Annotated in this window: 19 protein-coding genes and 1 riboswitch; of the genes, 18 read left to right on the forward strand and 1 reads right to left on the reverse strand. The window is 35.5% G+C overall.

All coding sequences use genetic code 11. From position 1 onward, the window contains the following. The first annotated feature begins 231 nt into the window (after window positions 1-231). From AC1VAQ_RS15905 to AC1VAQ_RS15975, 15 genes are all read left to right on the forward strand, one after another. The gene (locus tag AC1VAQ_RS15905) at window positions 232-630 is read left to right on the forward strand and encodes a hypothetical protein (RefSeq protein WP_302596826.1); all 399 of its coding nucleotides are present in this window, start codon (window positions 232-234) and stop codon (window positions 628-630) included. A 116-nt stretch (window positions 631-746) separates the two neighbouring features. Continuing rightward, window positions 747-1,472: an AzlC family ABC transporter permease gene (locus tag AC1VAQ_RS15910; protein ID WP_302596825.1), complete on the forward strand. Its 726-nt coding sequence runs from the start codon at window positions 747-749 to the stop codon at window positions 1,470-1,472. Further along, on the forward strand, window positions 1,462-1,776 hold the full coding sequence (locus tag AC1VAQ_RS15915) for an AzlD domain-containing protein (protein WP_302596824.1): 315 nt from the start codon (window positions 1,462-1,464) through the stop codon (window positions 1,774-1,776). The genes AC1VAQ_RS15910 and AC1VAQ_RS15915 overlap by 11 nt, the downstream gene beginning before the upstream one ends. Window positions 1,777-1,846: 70 nt before the next feature. Next, window positions 1,847-1,929, forward strand: a riboswitch (ZMP/ZTP riboswitch). Between the two features lie 123 nt (window positions 1,930-2,052). After that, a complete protein-coding gene (locus AC1VAQ_RS15920) occupies window positions 2,053-2,766 on the forward strand; it encodes an IMP cyclohydrolase (protein ID WP_302596823.1) in 714 nt (237 codons plus the stop codon). A gap of 68 nt (window positions 2,767-2,834) precedes the next feature. Further along, window positions 2,835-4,010, forward strand: coding sequence for a phosphoribosylaminoimidazolecarboxamide formyltransferase (locus AC1VAQ_RS15925; RefSeq protein WP_302596822.1), 1,176 nt, complete (start codon window positions 2,835-2,837; stop codon window positions 4,008-4,010). Between the two features lie 465 nt (window positions 4,011-4,475). Continuing rightward, window positions 4,476-4,670, forward strand: coding sequence for a sulfur carrier protein ThiS (gene thiS, locus AC1VAQ_RS15930; protein WP_302596821.1), 195 nt, complete (start codon window positions 4,476-4,478; stop codon window positions 4,668-4,670). A 23-nt stretch (window positions 4,671-4,693) separates the two neighbouring features. Then, window positions 4,694-5,503: a sulfur carrier protein ThiS adenylyltransferase ThiF gene (thiF, locus tag AC1VAQ_RS15935; RefSeq protein WP_302596820.1), complete on the forward strand. Its 810-nt coding sequence runs from the start codon at window positions 4,694-4,696 to the stop codon at window positions 5,501-5,503. Between the two features lie 152 nt (window positions 5,504-5,655). Further along, the gene (locus tag AC1VAQ_RS15940; protein ID WP_334306945.1) at window positions 5,656-6,435 is read left to right on the forward strand and encodes a thiazole synthase; all 780 of its coding nucleotides are present in this window, start codon (window positions 5,656-5,658) and stop codon (window positions 6,433-6,435) included. Window positions 6,436-6,486: 51 nt separating this feature from the next. Beyond that, a complete protein-coding gene (gene thiH, locus AC1VAQ_RS15945; RefSeq protein WP_302596853.1) occupies window positions 6,487-7,626 on the forward strand; it encodes a 2-iminoacetate synthase ThiH in 1,140 nt (379 codons plus the stop codon). A 79-nt stretch (window positions 7,627-7,705) separates the two neighbouring features. Further along, window positions 7,706-8,668 (forward strand): RluA family pseudouridine synthase, encoded by a 963-nt coding sequence (locus AC1VAQ_RS15950; RefSeq protein WP_302596819.1) that lies wholly within the window; start codon window positions 7,706-7,708, stop codon window positions 8,666-8,668. A gap of 101 nt (window positions 8,669-8,769) precedes the next feature. Further along, window positions 8,770-9,558, forward strand: a complete 789-nt coding sequence (locus AC1VAQ_RS15955) for a 1-acyl-sn-glycerol-3-phosphate acyltransferase (RefSeq protein ID WP_302596818.1) — start codon at window positions 8,770-8,772, stop codon at window positions 9,556-9,558. 278 nt (window positions 9,559-9,836) lie between these two features. Continuing rightward, complete coding sequence (locus tag AC1VAQ_RS15960; protein WP_302596817.1) at window positions 9,837-10,337, forward strand: hypothetical protein; 501 nt, start codon at window positions 9,837-9,839, stop codon at window positions 10,335-10,337. A gap of 227 nt (window positions 10,338-10,564) precedes the next feature. Beyond that, window positions 10,565-11,248 (forward strand): pseudouridine synthase, encoded by a 684-nt coding sequence (locus AC1VAQ_RS15965; RefSeq protein WP_302596816.1) that lies wholly within the window; start codon window positions 10,565-10,567, stop codon window positions 11,246-11,248. Between the two features lie 116 nt (window positions 11,249-11,364). Beyond that, on the forward strand, window positions 11,365-12,462 hold the full coding sequence (locus tag AC1VAQ_RS15970) for a DUF2974 domain-containing protein (RefSeq protein ID WP_479904180.1): 1,098 nt from the start codon (window positions 11,365-11,367) through the stop codon (window positions 12,460-12,462). A gap of 45 nt (window positions 12,463-12,507) precedes the next feature. Further along, window positions 12,508-13,620, forward strand: a complete 1,113-nt coding sequence (locus AC1VAQ_RS15975) for an SGNH/GDSL hydrolase family protein (protein WP_302596814.1) — start codon at window positions 12,508-12,510, stop codon at window positions 13,618-13,620. On the opposite strand, the gene AC1VAQ_RS15980 is transcribed toward AC1VAQ_RS15975, so the two are convergent. Next, window positions 13,609-14,736: a ketopantoate reductase family protein gene (locus AC1VAQ_RS15980; protein WP_302596813.1), complete on the reverse strand. Its 1,128-nt coding sequence runs from the start codon at window positions 14,734-14,736 to the stop codon at window positions 13,609-13,611. The genes AC1VAQ_RS15975 and AC1VAQ_RS15980 overlap by 12 nt on opposite strands. 156 nt (window positions 14,737-14,892) lie before the next feature. Between AC1VAQ_RS15980 and AC1VAQ_RS15985 the strand changes: the two genes are divergently transcribed. The 3 genes from AC1VAQ_RS15985 (at window position 14,893) to AC1VAQ_RS15995 (ending at window position 16,801) form a co-directional block, all read left to right on the forward strand. Then, window positions 14,893-15,147 (forward strand): hypothetical protein, encoded by a 255-nt coding sequence (locus AC1VAQ_RS15985; protein WP_479904181.1) that lies wholly within the window; start codon window positions 14,893-14,895, stop codon window positions 15,145-15,147. A gap of 7 nt (window positions 15,148-15,154) precedes the next feature. Further along, window positions 15,155-15,526 carry an FUSC family protein gene (locus tag AC1VAQ_RS15990; protein ID WP_302596811.1) on the forward strand — a complete coding sequence of 124 codons (372 nt, stop codon included), beginning with the start codon at window positions 15,155-15,157 and terminating at the stop codon, window positions 15,524-15,526. A gap of 114 nt (window positions 15,527-15,640) precedes the next feature. Further along, window positions 15,641-16,801: an iron-containing alcohol dehydrogenase gene (locus tag AC1VAQ_RS15995; RefSeq protein WP_302596810.1), complete on the forward strand. Its 1,161-nt coding sequence runs from the start codon at window positions 15,641-15,643 to the stop codon at window positions 16,799-16,801. Window positions 16,802-16,949: the final 148 nt, after the last annotated feature.

The following is a 16,949-nucleotide window of genomic DNA, read 5'->3' on the forward strand; positions in this document are numbered from 1 at the left end:
TAAATAGTATATTACTATATAGTAATATAAGTGCAGTAGAGATGTCAATTCGAGATAGATTTAAAATTTATGTGTAATAGTTGTTCAATATGTTCTAATGATGTGAAATGTAAAAAGAATTTAATATTGTAAAGGGAATTTAACAGTAAAATGTATGTAATTCATAGGTAAAAATGATATAATAATGAACAGAAAAAAGTAAAAGCTCACACTAGAATGGAGGTCATAAAGATGAAAAAAATTATCGTGCCAAAAGAGGCAACTGTTGTTAGAGATAAGATTACAGAAAAAGAAATTGAAGCTTTCTTTAAAGCTGGCGGAAAAGCCCCATCTATTAAAGAGCAACTTATATTAAAGGCCTTTGAAATTACAGAAGATACAAAAGTGTTTTTTGAGACAGATGAAGTCATTTTATTATATAGTAGTGATCAAACTGGAACATATTTAAGTTGCTTTAATAAAACAGCTGATACAATAAGTATAGAAATCCCAATTTCAGCTATGAATTTAGTAGGAAAATACATAGCTTACTGTGTGCTTACAGCAGAAGAAATTAGTGTAGATAATACATTGAGTTTACAAATTCCTGATGGTGGCATATTACTTGTAAAACTTTTAAAAGAAGACTAGAAATAAAAAAAGGCTTAGTAACTAACACTTACTAAGCTTTTTTTGTTATTATAGTATTTGAATTCAGAAAGTAATATTAAGTCAGATATTGCTTTGTTTAAGATGGGAGTAGATTTATGAAGAAGAGTAGTAATTTTAAACAAGGTGTAAAACACGGCATTCCCATCTGCTTAGGATACTTTGCGGTATCCTTTGCCTTTGGAATGCTAGCTAAGGAGAAGGGGCTTACAGCTTTTCAAGCGGTGATTTTGTCTATTACGAATGTAACATCAGCAGGGCAATTTGCAGGAATTAACTTGATGGCTGCTAGTGCGACATATTATGAAGTAATTTGTACGCAGATTGTCTTAAATCTTAGGTATGCACTCATGTCATGTTCATTATCACAGAAATTAGAGTCTAATACAGGATTAGGACATAGATTATTAGTGTCTTATGGTGTAACAGATGAAATTTTTGGGGTATCAGTGTGTAAGGATGGTAAGTTAAGCCCTTATTATTCTTATGGGCTCATTGTCATTTCTGTTTTGGGGTGGACGATGGGAACACTTCTAGGTGTTATTTCTGGTGAATTTTTACCTGCCAGCATCAGCAGTGCATTAGGAATTGCTTTGTATGGTATGTTTTTAGCTATTATTATACCACCAGCTAAAATAAATAAAGTCGTATGTGGTGTTGTTATAAGTGCTATGGTTGGTAGTGTTTTATTTAGCATTTTACCTTATTTAAAGGAGATTTCATTTGGCTTTAGGATTATTATTTTAACCCTAATTATAGCAGGTATTGCTGCATGGCTTTTCCCTGTAGATGAGAAGAAGGAGGTGGCGGAACATGCCGCATAATGTGTATATATATATTTTCGTAATGGCAGGCGTAACGTATCTAATTCGAATGTTACCACTTACACTTATTCGTAAAGAAATTACAAATACATATATCAAATCCTTTTTGTTTTATGTACCATATGCCACGTTAGCAGCTATGACTTTTCCGGCTATTTTAACGTCTACAGAAAGTCCTATTTCAGCTGCAATAGGCTTTGGGGTGTCACTTATTATGGCATTTTTAGAGAAGAGTTTATTAATGGTTGCAGCTAGCGGTTGTATTGTAGTTTTTATCGTAGAGAGACTGCTTGTCTTGACATAAAATAATAAAATAGTGCATATTTTTTAATAAAAGGAGTTGCAATTTTATTTAGGATAGTGTATTTTAAAAGTAAGTTCTGTATGACTGGCGGATAAGTGGGAGTACCCACAGGGAGTACAGATGTTTAGAAAGCCGACCGCCTGGGCACCGATTTATTTGAGGTATCCAGGTTGTCGGCTTTTTCGTGTGCAAATTTTTAGAAAATGAAAGTTTGATAACATAAATTATAGCTGCATCCTTGGAACAAAGAGTAGAGAAGATGATTAAAAAAGGAGAATGAAAATGATCGCATTAGAACAAGAATTAAAAGCAAATCCATATCCAGGTAGAGGTATCGTTATTGGAAAATCTGCAGATGGTAAAAAAGCAGTAACAGCATATTTCATCATGGGTAGAAGTGAAAATAGTAGAAACCGTATCTTCGTTACAGAGGGAGAAGGTATTCGTACTGAGGCCTTTGATCCTTCTAAATTAAGTGATCCAAGTTTAATCATTTATGCCCCTGTACGTGTACTTGGCAATCGTACAATTGTAACCAATGGGGACCAAACAGATACAATTTATGAGCTTATGGATAAAGAATTTACTTTTGAACAAGCACTTAGAACACGTGAATTTGAACCAGATGCACCTAACTACACACCTAGAATTTCAGGGATGATGCATATCGAGAACGGAAAATATGACTATGCAATGTCTATCTTAAAAAGTAATAATGGCGATCCATCTTGTTGCAACCGTTACACATTTACATATGATAATGCTAAAGCTGGTGAAGGACGTTTCATTCACACTTACAAATGCAATGAAAATCCACTTCCAAGTTTTGAAGGAGAACCTAAACTTGTAGCAATTGATAAAGAAATTGATGAGTTTACAAATATGCTTTGGGAAAGCTTAAATGAAGAAAATAAAGTTTCATTATTTGTAAGATATATTGATATCGAAACAGGTGAGTACGAAACACGCATCGTTAACAAAAATAAATAAAGATAAGTTGCACTAAAAGAACGAGTAACCGTTAATAAAATAATAAAATATTTTGTGGAGGATTAGAAATGAAAGAATTAGAATTGAAATATGGTTGTAACCCAAATCAAAAACCATCTAGAATTTATAGTGCAGAAGGTGAGCTTCCTATTGAAGTATTAAATGGAAAACCAGGTTATATCAACTTCCTTGATGCTTTCAATGGATGGCAGCTTGTAAAAGAATTAAAAGAAGCTACAGGACTTCCAGCCGCAACATCTTTTAAACACGTTTCTCCAGCTGGTGCAGCAGTAGGACTTCCACTAACAGAAGTAGAAAGCAAAATTTATTGGGTAGATGACCTTGGTGAACTTTCACCACTTGCATGCGCTTATGCAAGAGCTAGAGGTGCAGATAGAATGTCATCTTTCGGTGATTTTATTGCGCTTTCAGATGTATGTGATGAAAGTACTGCTAAAATTATTGGTAGAGAAGTATCTGATGGCGTGATTGCACCAGGATATACACCAGAAGCTTTAGAGATTTTAAAAGCTAAGAAAAAAGGCGGCTATAATATTATTCAAATCGATCCAAGCTACAAACCAAATCCTATTGAACATAAAGAAGTATTTGGGATTACATTTGAACAAGGTCGCAATGAACTTGAAATCAACAATGACTTTATTAGCAATGTGGTAACAGAAAATAAAGAAATACCTGAGTCAGCTAAAATTGACCTTATCATTTCTTTAATTACTTTAAAATATACACAATCAAACTCAGTATGTTTTGCAAAAGGCGGTCAGGCAATCGGTATTGGTGCAGGGCAACAATCTCGTATTCACTGTACACGTTTAGCAGGAAGTAAAGCAGATAATTGGTTCCTTCGTCAATCACCACAAGTTATGAATTTACAATTCGTAGATACAATCCGTCGTATGGACAGAGACAATGCAATTGATCTTTATATCGGCGAAGATTACATGGATGTACTTGCAGATGGCGAGTGGGAAAAAATCTTCAAAGTAAAACCAGCTGTATTTACAAAAGAAGAAAAACGTGCATGGCTTGACCAAATGACAGATGTGGCATTAGGTTCAGATGCATTCTTCCCATTTGGTGATAATATTGAGCGTGCACATAGAAGTGGCGTGAGATATGTGGCACAACCAGGTGGTTCAATTCGTGATGAACAAGTTATTGAAACATGTAATAAATATGATATGGCAATGTGCTTTACAGGGATTCGTTTATTCCATCACTAAATGGCTAGCAGCCAGGTGAGGGGAAGGGGGGCATGGATAAGTTGGGGTATTTCGTTTCCCTTAAGCCTCCCTGCGGTCGAAGCTTAGATAAAATGAGATACCCCAACTTATCCACATCCCACAGACGTTAAAGATGGCTGCTAGGACTGAGTTTAGAGGGTGAATAAGGTCATAGAAGAGGCGGCTATTAGGACTGAGTTTAGAGATGAATAAGGGCATAGAAGAGATGGCTACTTGTATGAAGCGGTAATTGGTTGACAATTGTATGCAAAATATAATATAATTTATTTGATTAAAAATTAAATACAACATTTAATGCCAATAAGCCAATGGTTTATTGAAAGAGAGTGTGACTATAGGGTCGCATGAAGGGGGACACCACCGCGGGTGTCGTTTCTTTCGTGCGGCCTTTTTTGCGTTTAAAAATAAGTGAATTAGATGTTGTAGGTAAGTGGAGGTGAGTAGATGATTACAGTGAATGGGCAAAAACAAGCTTTTGAGAAGATGACTGTTTTAGAATTTCTTAAAAAAGCTGGCTATAGATTGGAAACTGTGGCAGTAGAGATTAATGAGGAAATTGTATCTAAGCGTGCTTATGAAACGACTTACTTATGTGATGAGGATAAGATTGAGATTATTCACTTTGTAGGTGGTGGATGAGAAGGATATAAGGAGGCTTAAAGGTGAAGGTTAGCATTAATGGGAAATTAAGAGATGTAGTGAGCAAAAGTCTTTGGGCGCTTAAAGAAGAGGTGTGTGCAAGTACGCTAGAGATTATTACAATTTACAATGGCTTTCAGACAGGTGAAAATTTTATATTTCATGAAGGAGATGAAATCGTCTTTATTGAAAAGGGAAAGATGCCCTCTGAGGAGGAATTAGAGGTGCTCATGTGTGCAAGACATACACCACAGGTACATTATAAGGTTAAAACTGCTAGAGTAGGGATTGCCGGACTTGGAGGCCTCGGGTCGCATATTGCAGTAGAACTAGCTAGAACGGGTGTAGGGCACTTACATTTAGTAGATTTTGATATTGTGGAACCAAGTAATTTAAATCGTCAGATGTATAAGATTTGTCATTTGGGAATGGAAAAAACGGAGGCTTTAGCGCAAGAGATTAAAGAAATTAATCCTTATATTAAAGTTACGGTAGATACTCAGCGGGTGTTAGAAGAAAATGTTTTAGCGATTTTTAAGGAAGATGAAATCGTATGTGAAGCTTTTGATAATCCAGAAGCTAAGGCAATGCTAGTAAATACTTTGTTAGCAGAGCGTAGTGATGTCAAGATAGTAGCGGCTTCTGGCATGGCGGGGTATGCAAGTAGTAATGAGATTCAGACTAGGAAAATCAATAAGCGCTTTTATATGTGTGGTGACTTTTATAATGAAGCAAAGCCAGGGATGGGACTTATGGCACCTAGAGTGAGCATTTGTGCAGGGCATCAGGCGAATATGGTACTCAGGTTGATATTGGGGGTGGAGGAAGACTAAGGAGTAGTAATGTTGAAAAATGATGCGTAATTGCGTGATTGAAAGAAAGAGAAAAGTAAAAAGTGATTGAAGGACAGAGAAAAGTGAAAGGTGAAAATAGAGATTAAAGATAGTTGGTTAAAAAGAAGATTGGGAGGATGAGAAGAATGAATATGATGATGAATAATGCAGATAAGTTAGTGATTGGCGGACATGAGTTTACGTCTAGATTTATATTGGGGTCTGGAAAGTATAGTTTGGACCTTATTAAGGCGGCTATAGAGGATGCGGGGGCACAGATGGTGACGATGGCAGTGCGCCGCGCAAATACTGGAGGCGAGGAGAATATTTTAGATTATATTCCTAAGGATGTAACACTGCTTCCAAATACTTCTGGAGCTAGAAATGCACAGGAAGCTGTACGTATTGCAAGGCTCGCAAGAGAAGTTGGCTGTGGGGATTTTGTAAAAATAGAGGTGATTAGAGATAGTAAATATTTATTGCCAGATAATGCAGAAACGATTAAGGCAACGGAAATTTTGGCTAAAGAAGGCTTTGTGGTCATGCCTTATATGTATCCAGACTTAAATGTAGCGAGAGATTTAGTCAATGCTGGTGCTGCTGCAATTATGCCATTGGCTTCACCTATTGGCTCTAATAGAGGGCTTTGTACAAAAGACTTTATTAAGATTCTGATTCATGAGATTGACTTACCAATCATTGTAGATGCAGGTATTGGATGCCCTAGCCAGGCATGTGAGGCGATGGAAATGGGGGCTGCAGCGATTATGGCAAATACAGCTATTGCAACAGCTGGAAATATTACAATGATGGCAAAGGCTTTTAAGAATGCTATTGAAGCAGGTAGGCTTGCTTATCTTTCGGGGCTTGGCAGAGTTTTAGAAACTGGTGCAAGTGCATCATCACCATTAACAGGATTTTTAGCAGATTAGGGGGAGCACAAAGTGAGTGAAATAAAGAAGAATGAACAAAGAACAGATCATATGGCTTATATGGAAGGTATGGAAGTTTTAGAACCAGGCATTATGGAGCAAGTTATTAAAGAGATGCAGGCCTATGATTATAATACTTATACAGCAGAAGATGTAAAGATAGCTTTAGAAAAAGAAATGTTAATGCCTAGAGACTTTGCAGCATTACTTTCACCAGCAGCAGAGCCGTTCTTAGAACAAATGGCAGAAAAGGCACAAAGAGAAACAAGAAAGCACTTTGGTAATAGTGTGTATATGTTTACACCGCTGTATCTTGCAAATTATTGTGAGAACTACTGTATTTATTGCGGTTTCAACTGTCATAACAAAATTAAAAGAGCTAAATTAAATGTAGGAGAGATGGAAAAGGAAATGGCAGCTATTGCTAAAACAGGCATTGAAGAAATTCTGATGCTCACAGGGGAAAGCCGTAAAATGTCCGATGTGAAATACATAGGAGAAGCCTGCAAAATTGCACGTAAATATTTCAAAATGGTAGGTCTTGAAGTATATCCAATGAATAGTGATGAATATGCATATCTTCATGAATGTGGGGCAGACTTTGTAACTGTTTTTCAAGAAACTTATAACTCAGATAAATATGAGACACTTCACTTAGCTGGGCATAAACGTGTCTTTCCATATCGCTTATGTGCGCAAGAACGTGCTTTAAAAGGTGGCATGAGAGGCGTAGGCTTTGCAGCACTTTTGGGCCTTGATGATTTTAGAAAGGATGCGTTTGCAACAGGGATGCATGCATATCTCATTCAAAGAAAGTACCCTCATGCAGAGATTGCTTTCTCATGCCCAAGGCTTCGTCCTATTATTAATAATGATAAGATAAATCCTAAAGATGTTCATGAAAAGCAGCTTTTACAAGTCATTATGGCGTACCGTTTATTTATGCCATTTGCAAGTATTACAATTTCTACCAGAGAACGTGCTGAGTTTAGGAATCATGTTATAGGCCTTGCGGCAACTAAAATTTCAGCAGGGGTAAGTACAGGGATTGGCAGTCATACAGAAGAAGACATTGTAGACAAAGGCGACAGCCAATTTGAAATAGCTGATGAACGTAGTTTTAAAGAAGTTTATGCAGCCATTAAAGCAAGAGGATTGCAACCTGTAACAAATGATTATGTATTTGTATAAGAGAAATTAAAGACTTTTCTTCATAGGGCTTGTAGGTTAAGATTAAGATATAATTTTTAAGATAGAGTAGGAACGAGAGATGAGACGAGAAATACAATATAAGATAGATACAACATATGAGGGCCAGTCTATAGGTATGTTTTTAAAAGCAAAGGAATATTCCAGAGGAATTTTAATAGAACTTAAGAAAACCAAGACAGGTATTCGTAAAAATGGTGTTTGGGCGGGCGTAAATGAAATAATAAAGGCTGGCGATGTACTAGATATATGTTTGACGGAAGAAAGCTCCTCTGAAAATATTGTGCCAAAGCAGTATGACTTAGATATCTTATATGAAGACGAAGATATTTTAGTACTCAATAAACCTCATGATACGCCAATTCACCCATCTATTAATAATTACGATAATACACTAGCTAATGGCGTTGTATATTATTATAAAGACCAGGAAAAGCCTTATGTATTTCGCTGTATCAATCGATTAGATAGAGACACCACAGGGGTAACGATTATTGCTAAGAATATGCTCAGTGCAAGTATTTTATCAAATAGGATGCAAGCGCGAGGATTAACACGAACCTATATAGCCTTTGTAGAAGGATTAGTAGAGGAAGAAGGTATTATAGATTTACCTATTGGTAGGATGGAAGGAACAATTATTAAGCGACAAGTAGATGAAAAGGACGGAAAACGGGCAGTGACGCATTATCGTAGACTTGAGGTTATTCATGTAGAGGGGCAGCTTGTATCAGTTGTTGCCTTACGTTTAGAAACGGGACGTACCCATCAAATCCGTGTGCATATGTCACATATAGGACATCCCCTTTTAGGAGACTTCTTATATAATGAAAATAACCATATGCTTACAAGACAAGGGCTACATGCAGCCGAAATAGGTTTTTATCATCCTATAACAGGAGCGTATATGAATATAGTAGCGCCATTGCCTGAAGATATGGAAAGGTTGTTACAAAATTCCGGTGAAAAGGTAAAGAAATCGGAGGAATTAGCTATTAAGTTAAGAAAGATGATGTGGCATTAGCTGGCGATATTTAATGATAAATAAATATAAACTTGAATTTAAAAACTATTGCGTTAAAATAAAAATGGATAAATTAGTTGAGTTGGGGAAGGGGAAATTTTATGAATTTATTTAATGCAAGTTCTTTAGTTAATGAGGAAGCTATAACAGAAATATTACCTATTATAGATAACCCAGTAGAACTAAGGCAGAAATTAATTGGCTTTAAACAAAAGATTTTACAAACATATAATTTCAAAGTTTATAATTTGCCAAAGGATTTTACGACGACATCATATATAATAGCCTCTAATCATTTAACAGATTCTGATGCGCCACTCATAATGAGTTATTATTATGAGCTTATGCATCAAGTTTTAGAGACTTATCCTCAGTTATTTGTTTTTGCAAAAGAAAATTGCTTCAATGGTGTTTCTATACCTAAAGAATTAACACCTATACTAGAGATGGAAAAAGTTTGTGCAGTTGATCGTACCAGTTCGGGCGGCTCAATTGCAACAATGAGGGAAGCTGAAAGATGGTATTCTCAAGGTGAAAAGCCAAGGCATTTTCTCATATTTGCCCAAGGCACGATTTATGATATCAATAAGGATAAAGCAGAGGATATAGAAAGAGGTGCCTTTTGGCTTGCAAAGGTACTAGGCATTCCTGTTTTACCTGCTTTTATTGAACAAGCTGTTGAAGGGGAAGAAAATCGTTTAATATTTGGACAACCAATAGTTATTCCAAAGGGGTGTCGGGACTTTATGCCTTATAAACAGCTTTGGTTAGAAAGAGTCATTGAAGCAGAAAATGAGCTAGAAACACTTACAGGTATTCCTGCAAGAGAAACTGTGCTTGATGCGGAACATCAAACGCGAAAAAGATTTAATAAAGTAAAGACAATGTGAGTATTAAAAAAATTTATGTGATTTAAACTAGAAAGTATGTATGAAATCTGATATAATGATTAAAGAATAAAATAAATATTAAGCGCGTATAATGGTTCAGCGAAAAACTTTTTTAAGTTTTTCGCTATTTTTTTTGCGCTTATATAGATTTCACATTTATTAGTTATTCATAATCTTTAGCAATGTGAAATCATTAGGAGAAAACAATTTACGTACATGTATATTTCAAATTTGTAGTTGGTTTCTCTATAGTTTTCGTAAAATAAGGAGGAGAAAAAATGGATTTTTACATGAAGTTACCAAGAAATAAGAAGGAGTTTGCATTATTTATGGTTGTGATTTCAATAATCTCAGTGAATATTATTGCGCCACTCATTACGTGTTTTGAAATAGGCTTTCATTTTAGCGTGTGGATGGATGTATTGCGGGTGATACCATTTATTTGGATAAGTGTTATTGTACTTGTACTTCTGACACATAAGCCAGCAGAATACCTAACACATAAAATCATACACAAAGATGATAGTTTTAATGCGCATATGACGATTAACATCTTATGTAATGTATTTTTAATGTCGATTTTCTTAACAGTAATTGGGACATGGATTGGGAGCAGAAGTGTGACATTAGAGCCTATAAGAATGTTCTTTTATAAATGGCCAAGAAACTTTGCTATTGCATTTGCAGTAGAAGCATTAGTAGCACAACCTATTGCAAGGTTTGTGATGTTAAAACTTCATCAAAGACAAGGCCAAGAAGTCTATAATGCTGCAGAGTAGTTAGTGAGTTGTTTTTAAAAAATAATGAGGTAGTGTGAAGTTTATAGTTCACGCTACCTCATTATTTTTTTATAGCGCTACAAAATAATACTTTTGAAAATTGAGAGTCCGTAGTTCATTAGTAAAAAAGGTTAAAGATGTTATAAAATTATATAGTTGTGCTATACTGACAGATATAAAGATAGAAATCCAATATAGGGACATTACAATAGAGATAGGACGTATAGATGAGAATTAATAAATTATTAAGTAACAAAGGAATTTGTTCTAGAAAAAGGGCTAATGAAATCATAGAAGCAGGCAGAGTCATTGTAAATGGCAAGCTTTGCATTAAAGGACAGTGGGTAGAGGAAACAGATGATATATATATAGATGGCACGCCGTTAAAGGCAAAAGAAAAGGTGTATATTATTTTAAATAAACCTGTAGGCATAACTTGCACTGCGGCAGAGGAAGTTAAGGATAACATTATTGAATATGTAGGTTACAAAGATTATATATTTCCCGTAGGGAGGCTCGATAAAGATTCAAGAGGGCTTATACTTATGACTAATGATGGAGATTTAGCAAATGCTATACTTGCATCAGATAATGAACATGAGAAGGAATACATTGTAACTGTTGATAAGCCTTTTGATGAAGCCTTTATAAGTGGCATGTCAAAGGGGGTAGACTTAGGAAAAGAAGTAACGAGGCCTTGTAAAATAGAGGCTATAAGTGAGGATACCTTTAGAATTATATTAACGCAAGGATTAAATAGACAGATTAGACGCATGAGTAAGCATTTTGGGTATGAGGTAATTCGTTTGGAACGTATTAGACTGCTTTGTATTGAGCTAAACGAACTAGCTTATGGCAGTTGGCGCAAACTTACAGAGATAGAGTTAGAAAATTTGAAAAAAACGATTTAAATCTATATGCTGGCGATTAAATTTTCGCGTCGTTATAGTATAATAAAAACGAAGACGGGAAAATAAATGGCCATAAGAAGAGAAATAAAAAGGGGTTTAATAAAGAGGGGAAAGTTATGGCGAATATAGAAGATTATTTAGAATGGCGTGGTGACTTAACATTTAATCAGGCACCATTTAATGAAGTGGATAATTTAATTTTATCTGCACTGTCATATATCGTTTTTGATGGCATTGTGCCAGGGCCAGCTTATAAAGATGTCATTACATTAGAAGAAGCAAGTAAATTGTTTTTTAAGATGTATACGGCGCAGGATCTTGCAGTACAAAATACTTTTACCAGATTAGTGCCTTTTATCTTAAAGAAGGTGGCATATACTGAGCGTTTCAAACATGTAGGCTTATGCAAATATGTAAGTACAATAGATTATAAAGATGAAAAGCAATTTGCAGCACTGCATATTTTGTTAGAGGATGGGAGCACCTATATATCTTATAGAGGAACAGATGATACATTAGTAGGCTGGAAAGAAGATTTAAACATGACCTACATGATGCCTGTGCCATCTCAGATTGAAGCACTAAGATATTTAGAGGAGACTACAAGAAAGAGCAAAAGACCTTTAAGAATAGGTGGACACTCAAAGGGAGGAAATTTAGCAATCTATGCAGCCATTAATTGTGGAGATAAATTAAAAAAGCGCATTATTGAAATTTATAATAATGATGGACCAGGTTTTTATGAAGATGTAATTGAAAGTAAAGGTTATAAAGAGATGTTACATAAAATTAAGACCATTATCCCAGAGTCTTCAATAATTGGTATGCTTTTAGAGCATCAAGAGGAGTATGTGATTGTAAAGAGTAAGAAAAAAGGTATTTTACAGCACGATATTATGAATTGGGAAGTATTAGGGCCAAAGCTTATCTACTTAGAGAGCGTTAGTAAAAATAGTCAGAAGCTTGATCATACGATTAAATCATGGCTTCAGAATACAGAACGTTCTCAAAGAGCACAATTTATAGAAGCATTATTTAGAGCATTAGAGTCTACAGGCGCTAAAACAGTAAGTGAACTAACAGCAGATAAGATAAAAAATATTAATAGTGTATTAAAAACGTGGGGGGCTATGGAAGAGACTACGAAAGAAATGGTCATAAAGACACTTAAAATTATGGCAAGTGAATATTATAAATTATTTTTAAGAGGATAGGCGTTTTTCAGGAGATAAGACTTTTAGAAGGTGGAGGAGAAGTACATGGATTTAAAAGCTTATGCAGTAAAGGACATTATGAATTTAAAGGTTTTAGGAAGAACGACCAAAAGCAGGGAGCCACTTACATTATTTTGGACAGGAAGCGGAATTGAATGTAATGTGAAAGCTTCTGAACTTTGGGTAGAAGTAGAAGCAGATTATGATTGCTATGAGCCTTGGATTAGTGTGGTGATTAATGGGGCTTATATCACACGTAGGATGGTTGAAAGGGGAAAACAGTGGATTTGTCTTTTTCGTAATATGAATCCACAAGTTATAAAAAATGTGAAACTTTTAAAAGAAGTGCAGGCAATGTCTGGTGATGAAAAGCACTGCTTGCAGATTAGCAGATTTAAGACAGATGGAAGCTTTGAACCTGTAGCGGCATATCCTTATAAGCTTGAATTTATAGGGGATAGCATTACATCAGGAGAAGGCGCTATAGGTGCCCTTAAAGAAGAAGATTGGATTTCCATGTGGTTCAGTACTGAAAATAACTATGCTGTTATGACAGCCAATGCATTAAATGCAGATTATCATATTATTTCTCAAAGTGGCTGGGGAGTTCTGACAAGTTGGGATAACAATCCATATGGCGCGTTACCTCTTTATTATGAGAAGGTATGTGGCCTTTTAAAGGGAAAGCAAAATGAACTGATTGGGGCACAAAGGGAATATGACTTTGCAAGCTGGCAGCCAGATGCAGTAATTATTAATTTAGGAACAAATGATAGCGGTGCATTTAATTCGGCGAAGTGGGAAGATGAAAAAACAGGCGAGTCACATAAACAACGTATGAACGAAGACGGTTCATATAATGAAGAAGATTTAAATGCTTTTAAAGAAGCAGTAATAAGTTTCTTGGAGAAACTTAGAAAATATAATCCGAATGCTAGGTTGATATGGGTGTATGGCATGCTAGGTAATCCGTTAGAAACAGCCATTCTTGAGGCGATTCAGCGATATAAGGAAAAAACTGATGATAAGAAAGTAGAATTCCTAGGGCTGCCTGATACCACAAAAGAAACTGTGGGAGCAAGACAGCATCCAGGAGTTAAAGCACATAGAGCAGCTTCCGAAGTTATTATAAAGCGTTTAAAGGAATTACTTATTTAGTTGCATAACAGGAAGTAATAAATCTAGATTAGCAAAGTTAAATGTATATTCGTGGTTTTCTATACCATGGATGATTTCTACAATTTGATCATTATAAGGGGTAGGAATGTGAAGGCGTTTACCATAGGCACAGACAATGCCATTGATGTAATCTACTTCACAGGCCTTCCCCTTTTCTAAGTCCTGAAGCATACTTGCTTTAAGAAGTTTGTGAGGCTTAATGGCAAGACGTATAAGAAGTGAAGTTAAGAGATATTTAGGATAATGGTTAAAATAAAACATTTTTGCCATCTTACCATCTTGCGTTTTCGTAACATCAATGCCAGATGCTCTAGCGATATCAATACATTCTTTGATGATATGTAGGGCGTATTGACGGGATAATTTATTTTCAATAACTTCTCCAAATGTACAGCCTAATACAGCAGAAAGTCCACTACAAGAAGCATTAATTAAAAGTTTATTCCATCTGATAATAAGAATATTTGCAGAAATACTAGTAGGGCACATAAGTTCCAATATTTCTTTTAGTGCTAGAAGTTTATCATCTACACTGCCATTTATACGACCAATCTTAAAAGACATGCTATGGGGCATAGAAGTAAGTTCAGAGACGCCAGGAGCCTGCAAAGTTGCCCCCCAAGAGACTATGCCTCCAATGAGATGAGTCTCCCCAACTATTTCAGCAAGTTCAGGTTCAGGAAGACCGTTCTGAAGTGTACAAAGTACGCCATCTGCTTTAAGTAGAGGTAAAATATCCATGGCAATTTCAGTATTGTGATGTTGCTTAGTGAGTAAAATGATAAAATCATAGCCAGATGTCATTTCTTCAGGTAATAGGGCAGTTACTGGGACACAAAAATGAGTTGTACCGATAACTTTAGCTCCATTTGTATTTAGTGCATTAACATGTTCAGGATTATGATGAATAAGATCCACTGATAAACCACTTTTGGCAAGATAAGCCCCCAGAACAACACCAAGGGAACCAGCTCCATAAATGGCTATTTTCATATCCTTATATTTTTTGATAGTAGGCGTTAAACTGTTAGGATTATTTTTGGTGATAGAAGAAGTACTAGGTGAATCTAATAGTGAAAAGGTATTTACGCTCATGGTTATATCTCCTTTGATTTTGGTAGGATTTTATAAAAACTACAAATTTATTGTATATAATAGATATATTGTAATATCGTCTAAAAACAAAAAAATACTAAATATTTAGACAAGAAATGAGACTGTAACTTGAAGGGAGCGAATATGAAAAAAGTATTGAAACTAATTATATCCAAGATTCCAATGTTTTTATTTTGTGTCTTATTTATAGGTGGATATGGAAAATTGTTCGGAAGTGAAAATAGTACAATAGGTGTTGCACTTTTAACGACATTATTGATTTTCTTAAAAAATGATTTTGGATATAATGCGAAGCAGGCAAGTTTGTCTTTTGTAATACTACTTATTTTAACAGTAGTGGGACCGAAGTTAAGTTTAATCAATCCATTTACCACGTACTATTTGGATTAACTTTGCAGTGCTCTCTTTAACTTATCATCAACAGGAAGAAAGAGAAAGACGTATGAAATACAGATTACCAGCCACTATTATTGGTTGCAGTGTGTTCTTTATTTTATTTGAATATGTCATTCCAGATGCTATGCATGGTGCTGTGGCTGTTTTAACAGGATTTGGCGTGATGTTTATTAATTCATACTTTAGAAAAACAATTGCAAACTCCTTTAGTGCCTTGATATCAGCTATGTTGTTGTATACTACTGGCGGTGCAGTTGTATTTCGTATTTTATCAAATGCAATAGGTGTAGGTGTGGCAATAATAAGCCATCATGCCTTTGAAAAAATATTTGATAGGATTGCGGTAGAAAACAAAGGTGTTATAACTGAGTAAAAATAAAGTTTTAAATTATCTTCTTAATATTTTAGTAGAATCATTGTGAGATATGTTTATTTAATGCTAAAATATAGTTAGATTTAAAATAGACAGACATATTAGGAGGAAGACATGGATAATTTTATTTTTAATGCCTATACAAAAGTTTACTTTGGAAAAGGAATGATTGAAAAATTACCTGAAGCAATTCATCAACATGGGAAAAATGTATTACTTGTATATGGCGGAGGAAGCATTAAGAAAAATGGTATTTATGATACGGCGAAAAGCTTACTTGCCGACTGCAATATTGTAGAATTATCAGGCGTAGACCCTAACCCAAGAATTGAAAGTGTACGAAAAGGTGTAGCACTTTGCCGTGAGCATAATATAGATGTTATCCTTGCTATTGGCGGCGGCAGCGTTATTGACTGCTCAAAAGCTATTGGAGCAGGTTACTACTATGAAGGAGATGCTTGGGATATCGTTGTAGATGCGAGCAAAATTACAGAAGTCCTTCCAATCGTGACAGTACTTACACTTGCCGCAACAGGTTCAGAGATGAATAAGAATGCAGTTATCTCGAATCCAGAACTTAATGAAAAATTAGGCACTGCTTCTATGAAGATGATTCCACAAGCTTCTATTTTAGATCCAGAATATCTTTATACACTTCCAGCTCAACAAACGGCAGCAGGAACAGCAGATATTATGTCTCATATCTTTGAAAACTACTTTAAAAAAGATACAGATACATTTGTACAAAATAAATTTGCAGAGGGCTTATTAGAGACATGTATCAAGTACTGCCCAATTGCTTTAAAAGAGCCAACCAATTATGAAGCAAGAGCAAACCTTATGTGGGCAAGTACATTAGCCCTTAATGGACTCGTAGGAGCAGGTAAAGCAGGTTCATGGACCTGTCATCCAATAGAGCATGAACTTAGTGCTTTCTATGATATTACCCATGGTGTAGGTCTAGCTATTTTAACACCAAGATGGATGCGTTATATTTTAAGTGAGAATACAGTAGATAAATTCGTAGAATACGGTAAGAATGTATGGCACCTCCCAGAAATGGAAGACAAGATGGCATATGCAAATGCAGCCATTGATGCCACGGAAAACTTCTTTAAATCATGCGGCTTACCTATGACACTTTCGGAAGTAGGAATTGATGAAACGCACTTCGAAATCATGGCCGAAAAATCAGTAAGAATCGGCGGCCTCCAAAACGCCTACGTACCACTTGGCAAAGAAGATGTTATAAACATCCTCAAAATGTGCAAATAATAGGTTGTTAAGTAGATTAAGTAGATATTATTTTAATAAGAGTTACTTGAATAGAAAGAGGGTACTAAAACCATTCGTGGTTTCAGCACCCTCTTTTATGGTGTGCCCAGCATGGGCGTAGTCTAACGGGTGAAAGTCCCGAGTGTGG

The sequence above is a fragment of the Cellulosilyticum sp. genome (assembly GCF_982396655.1).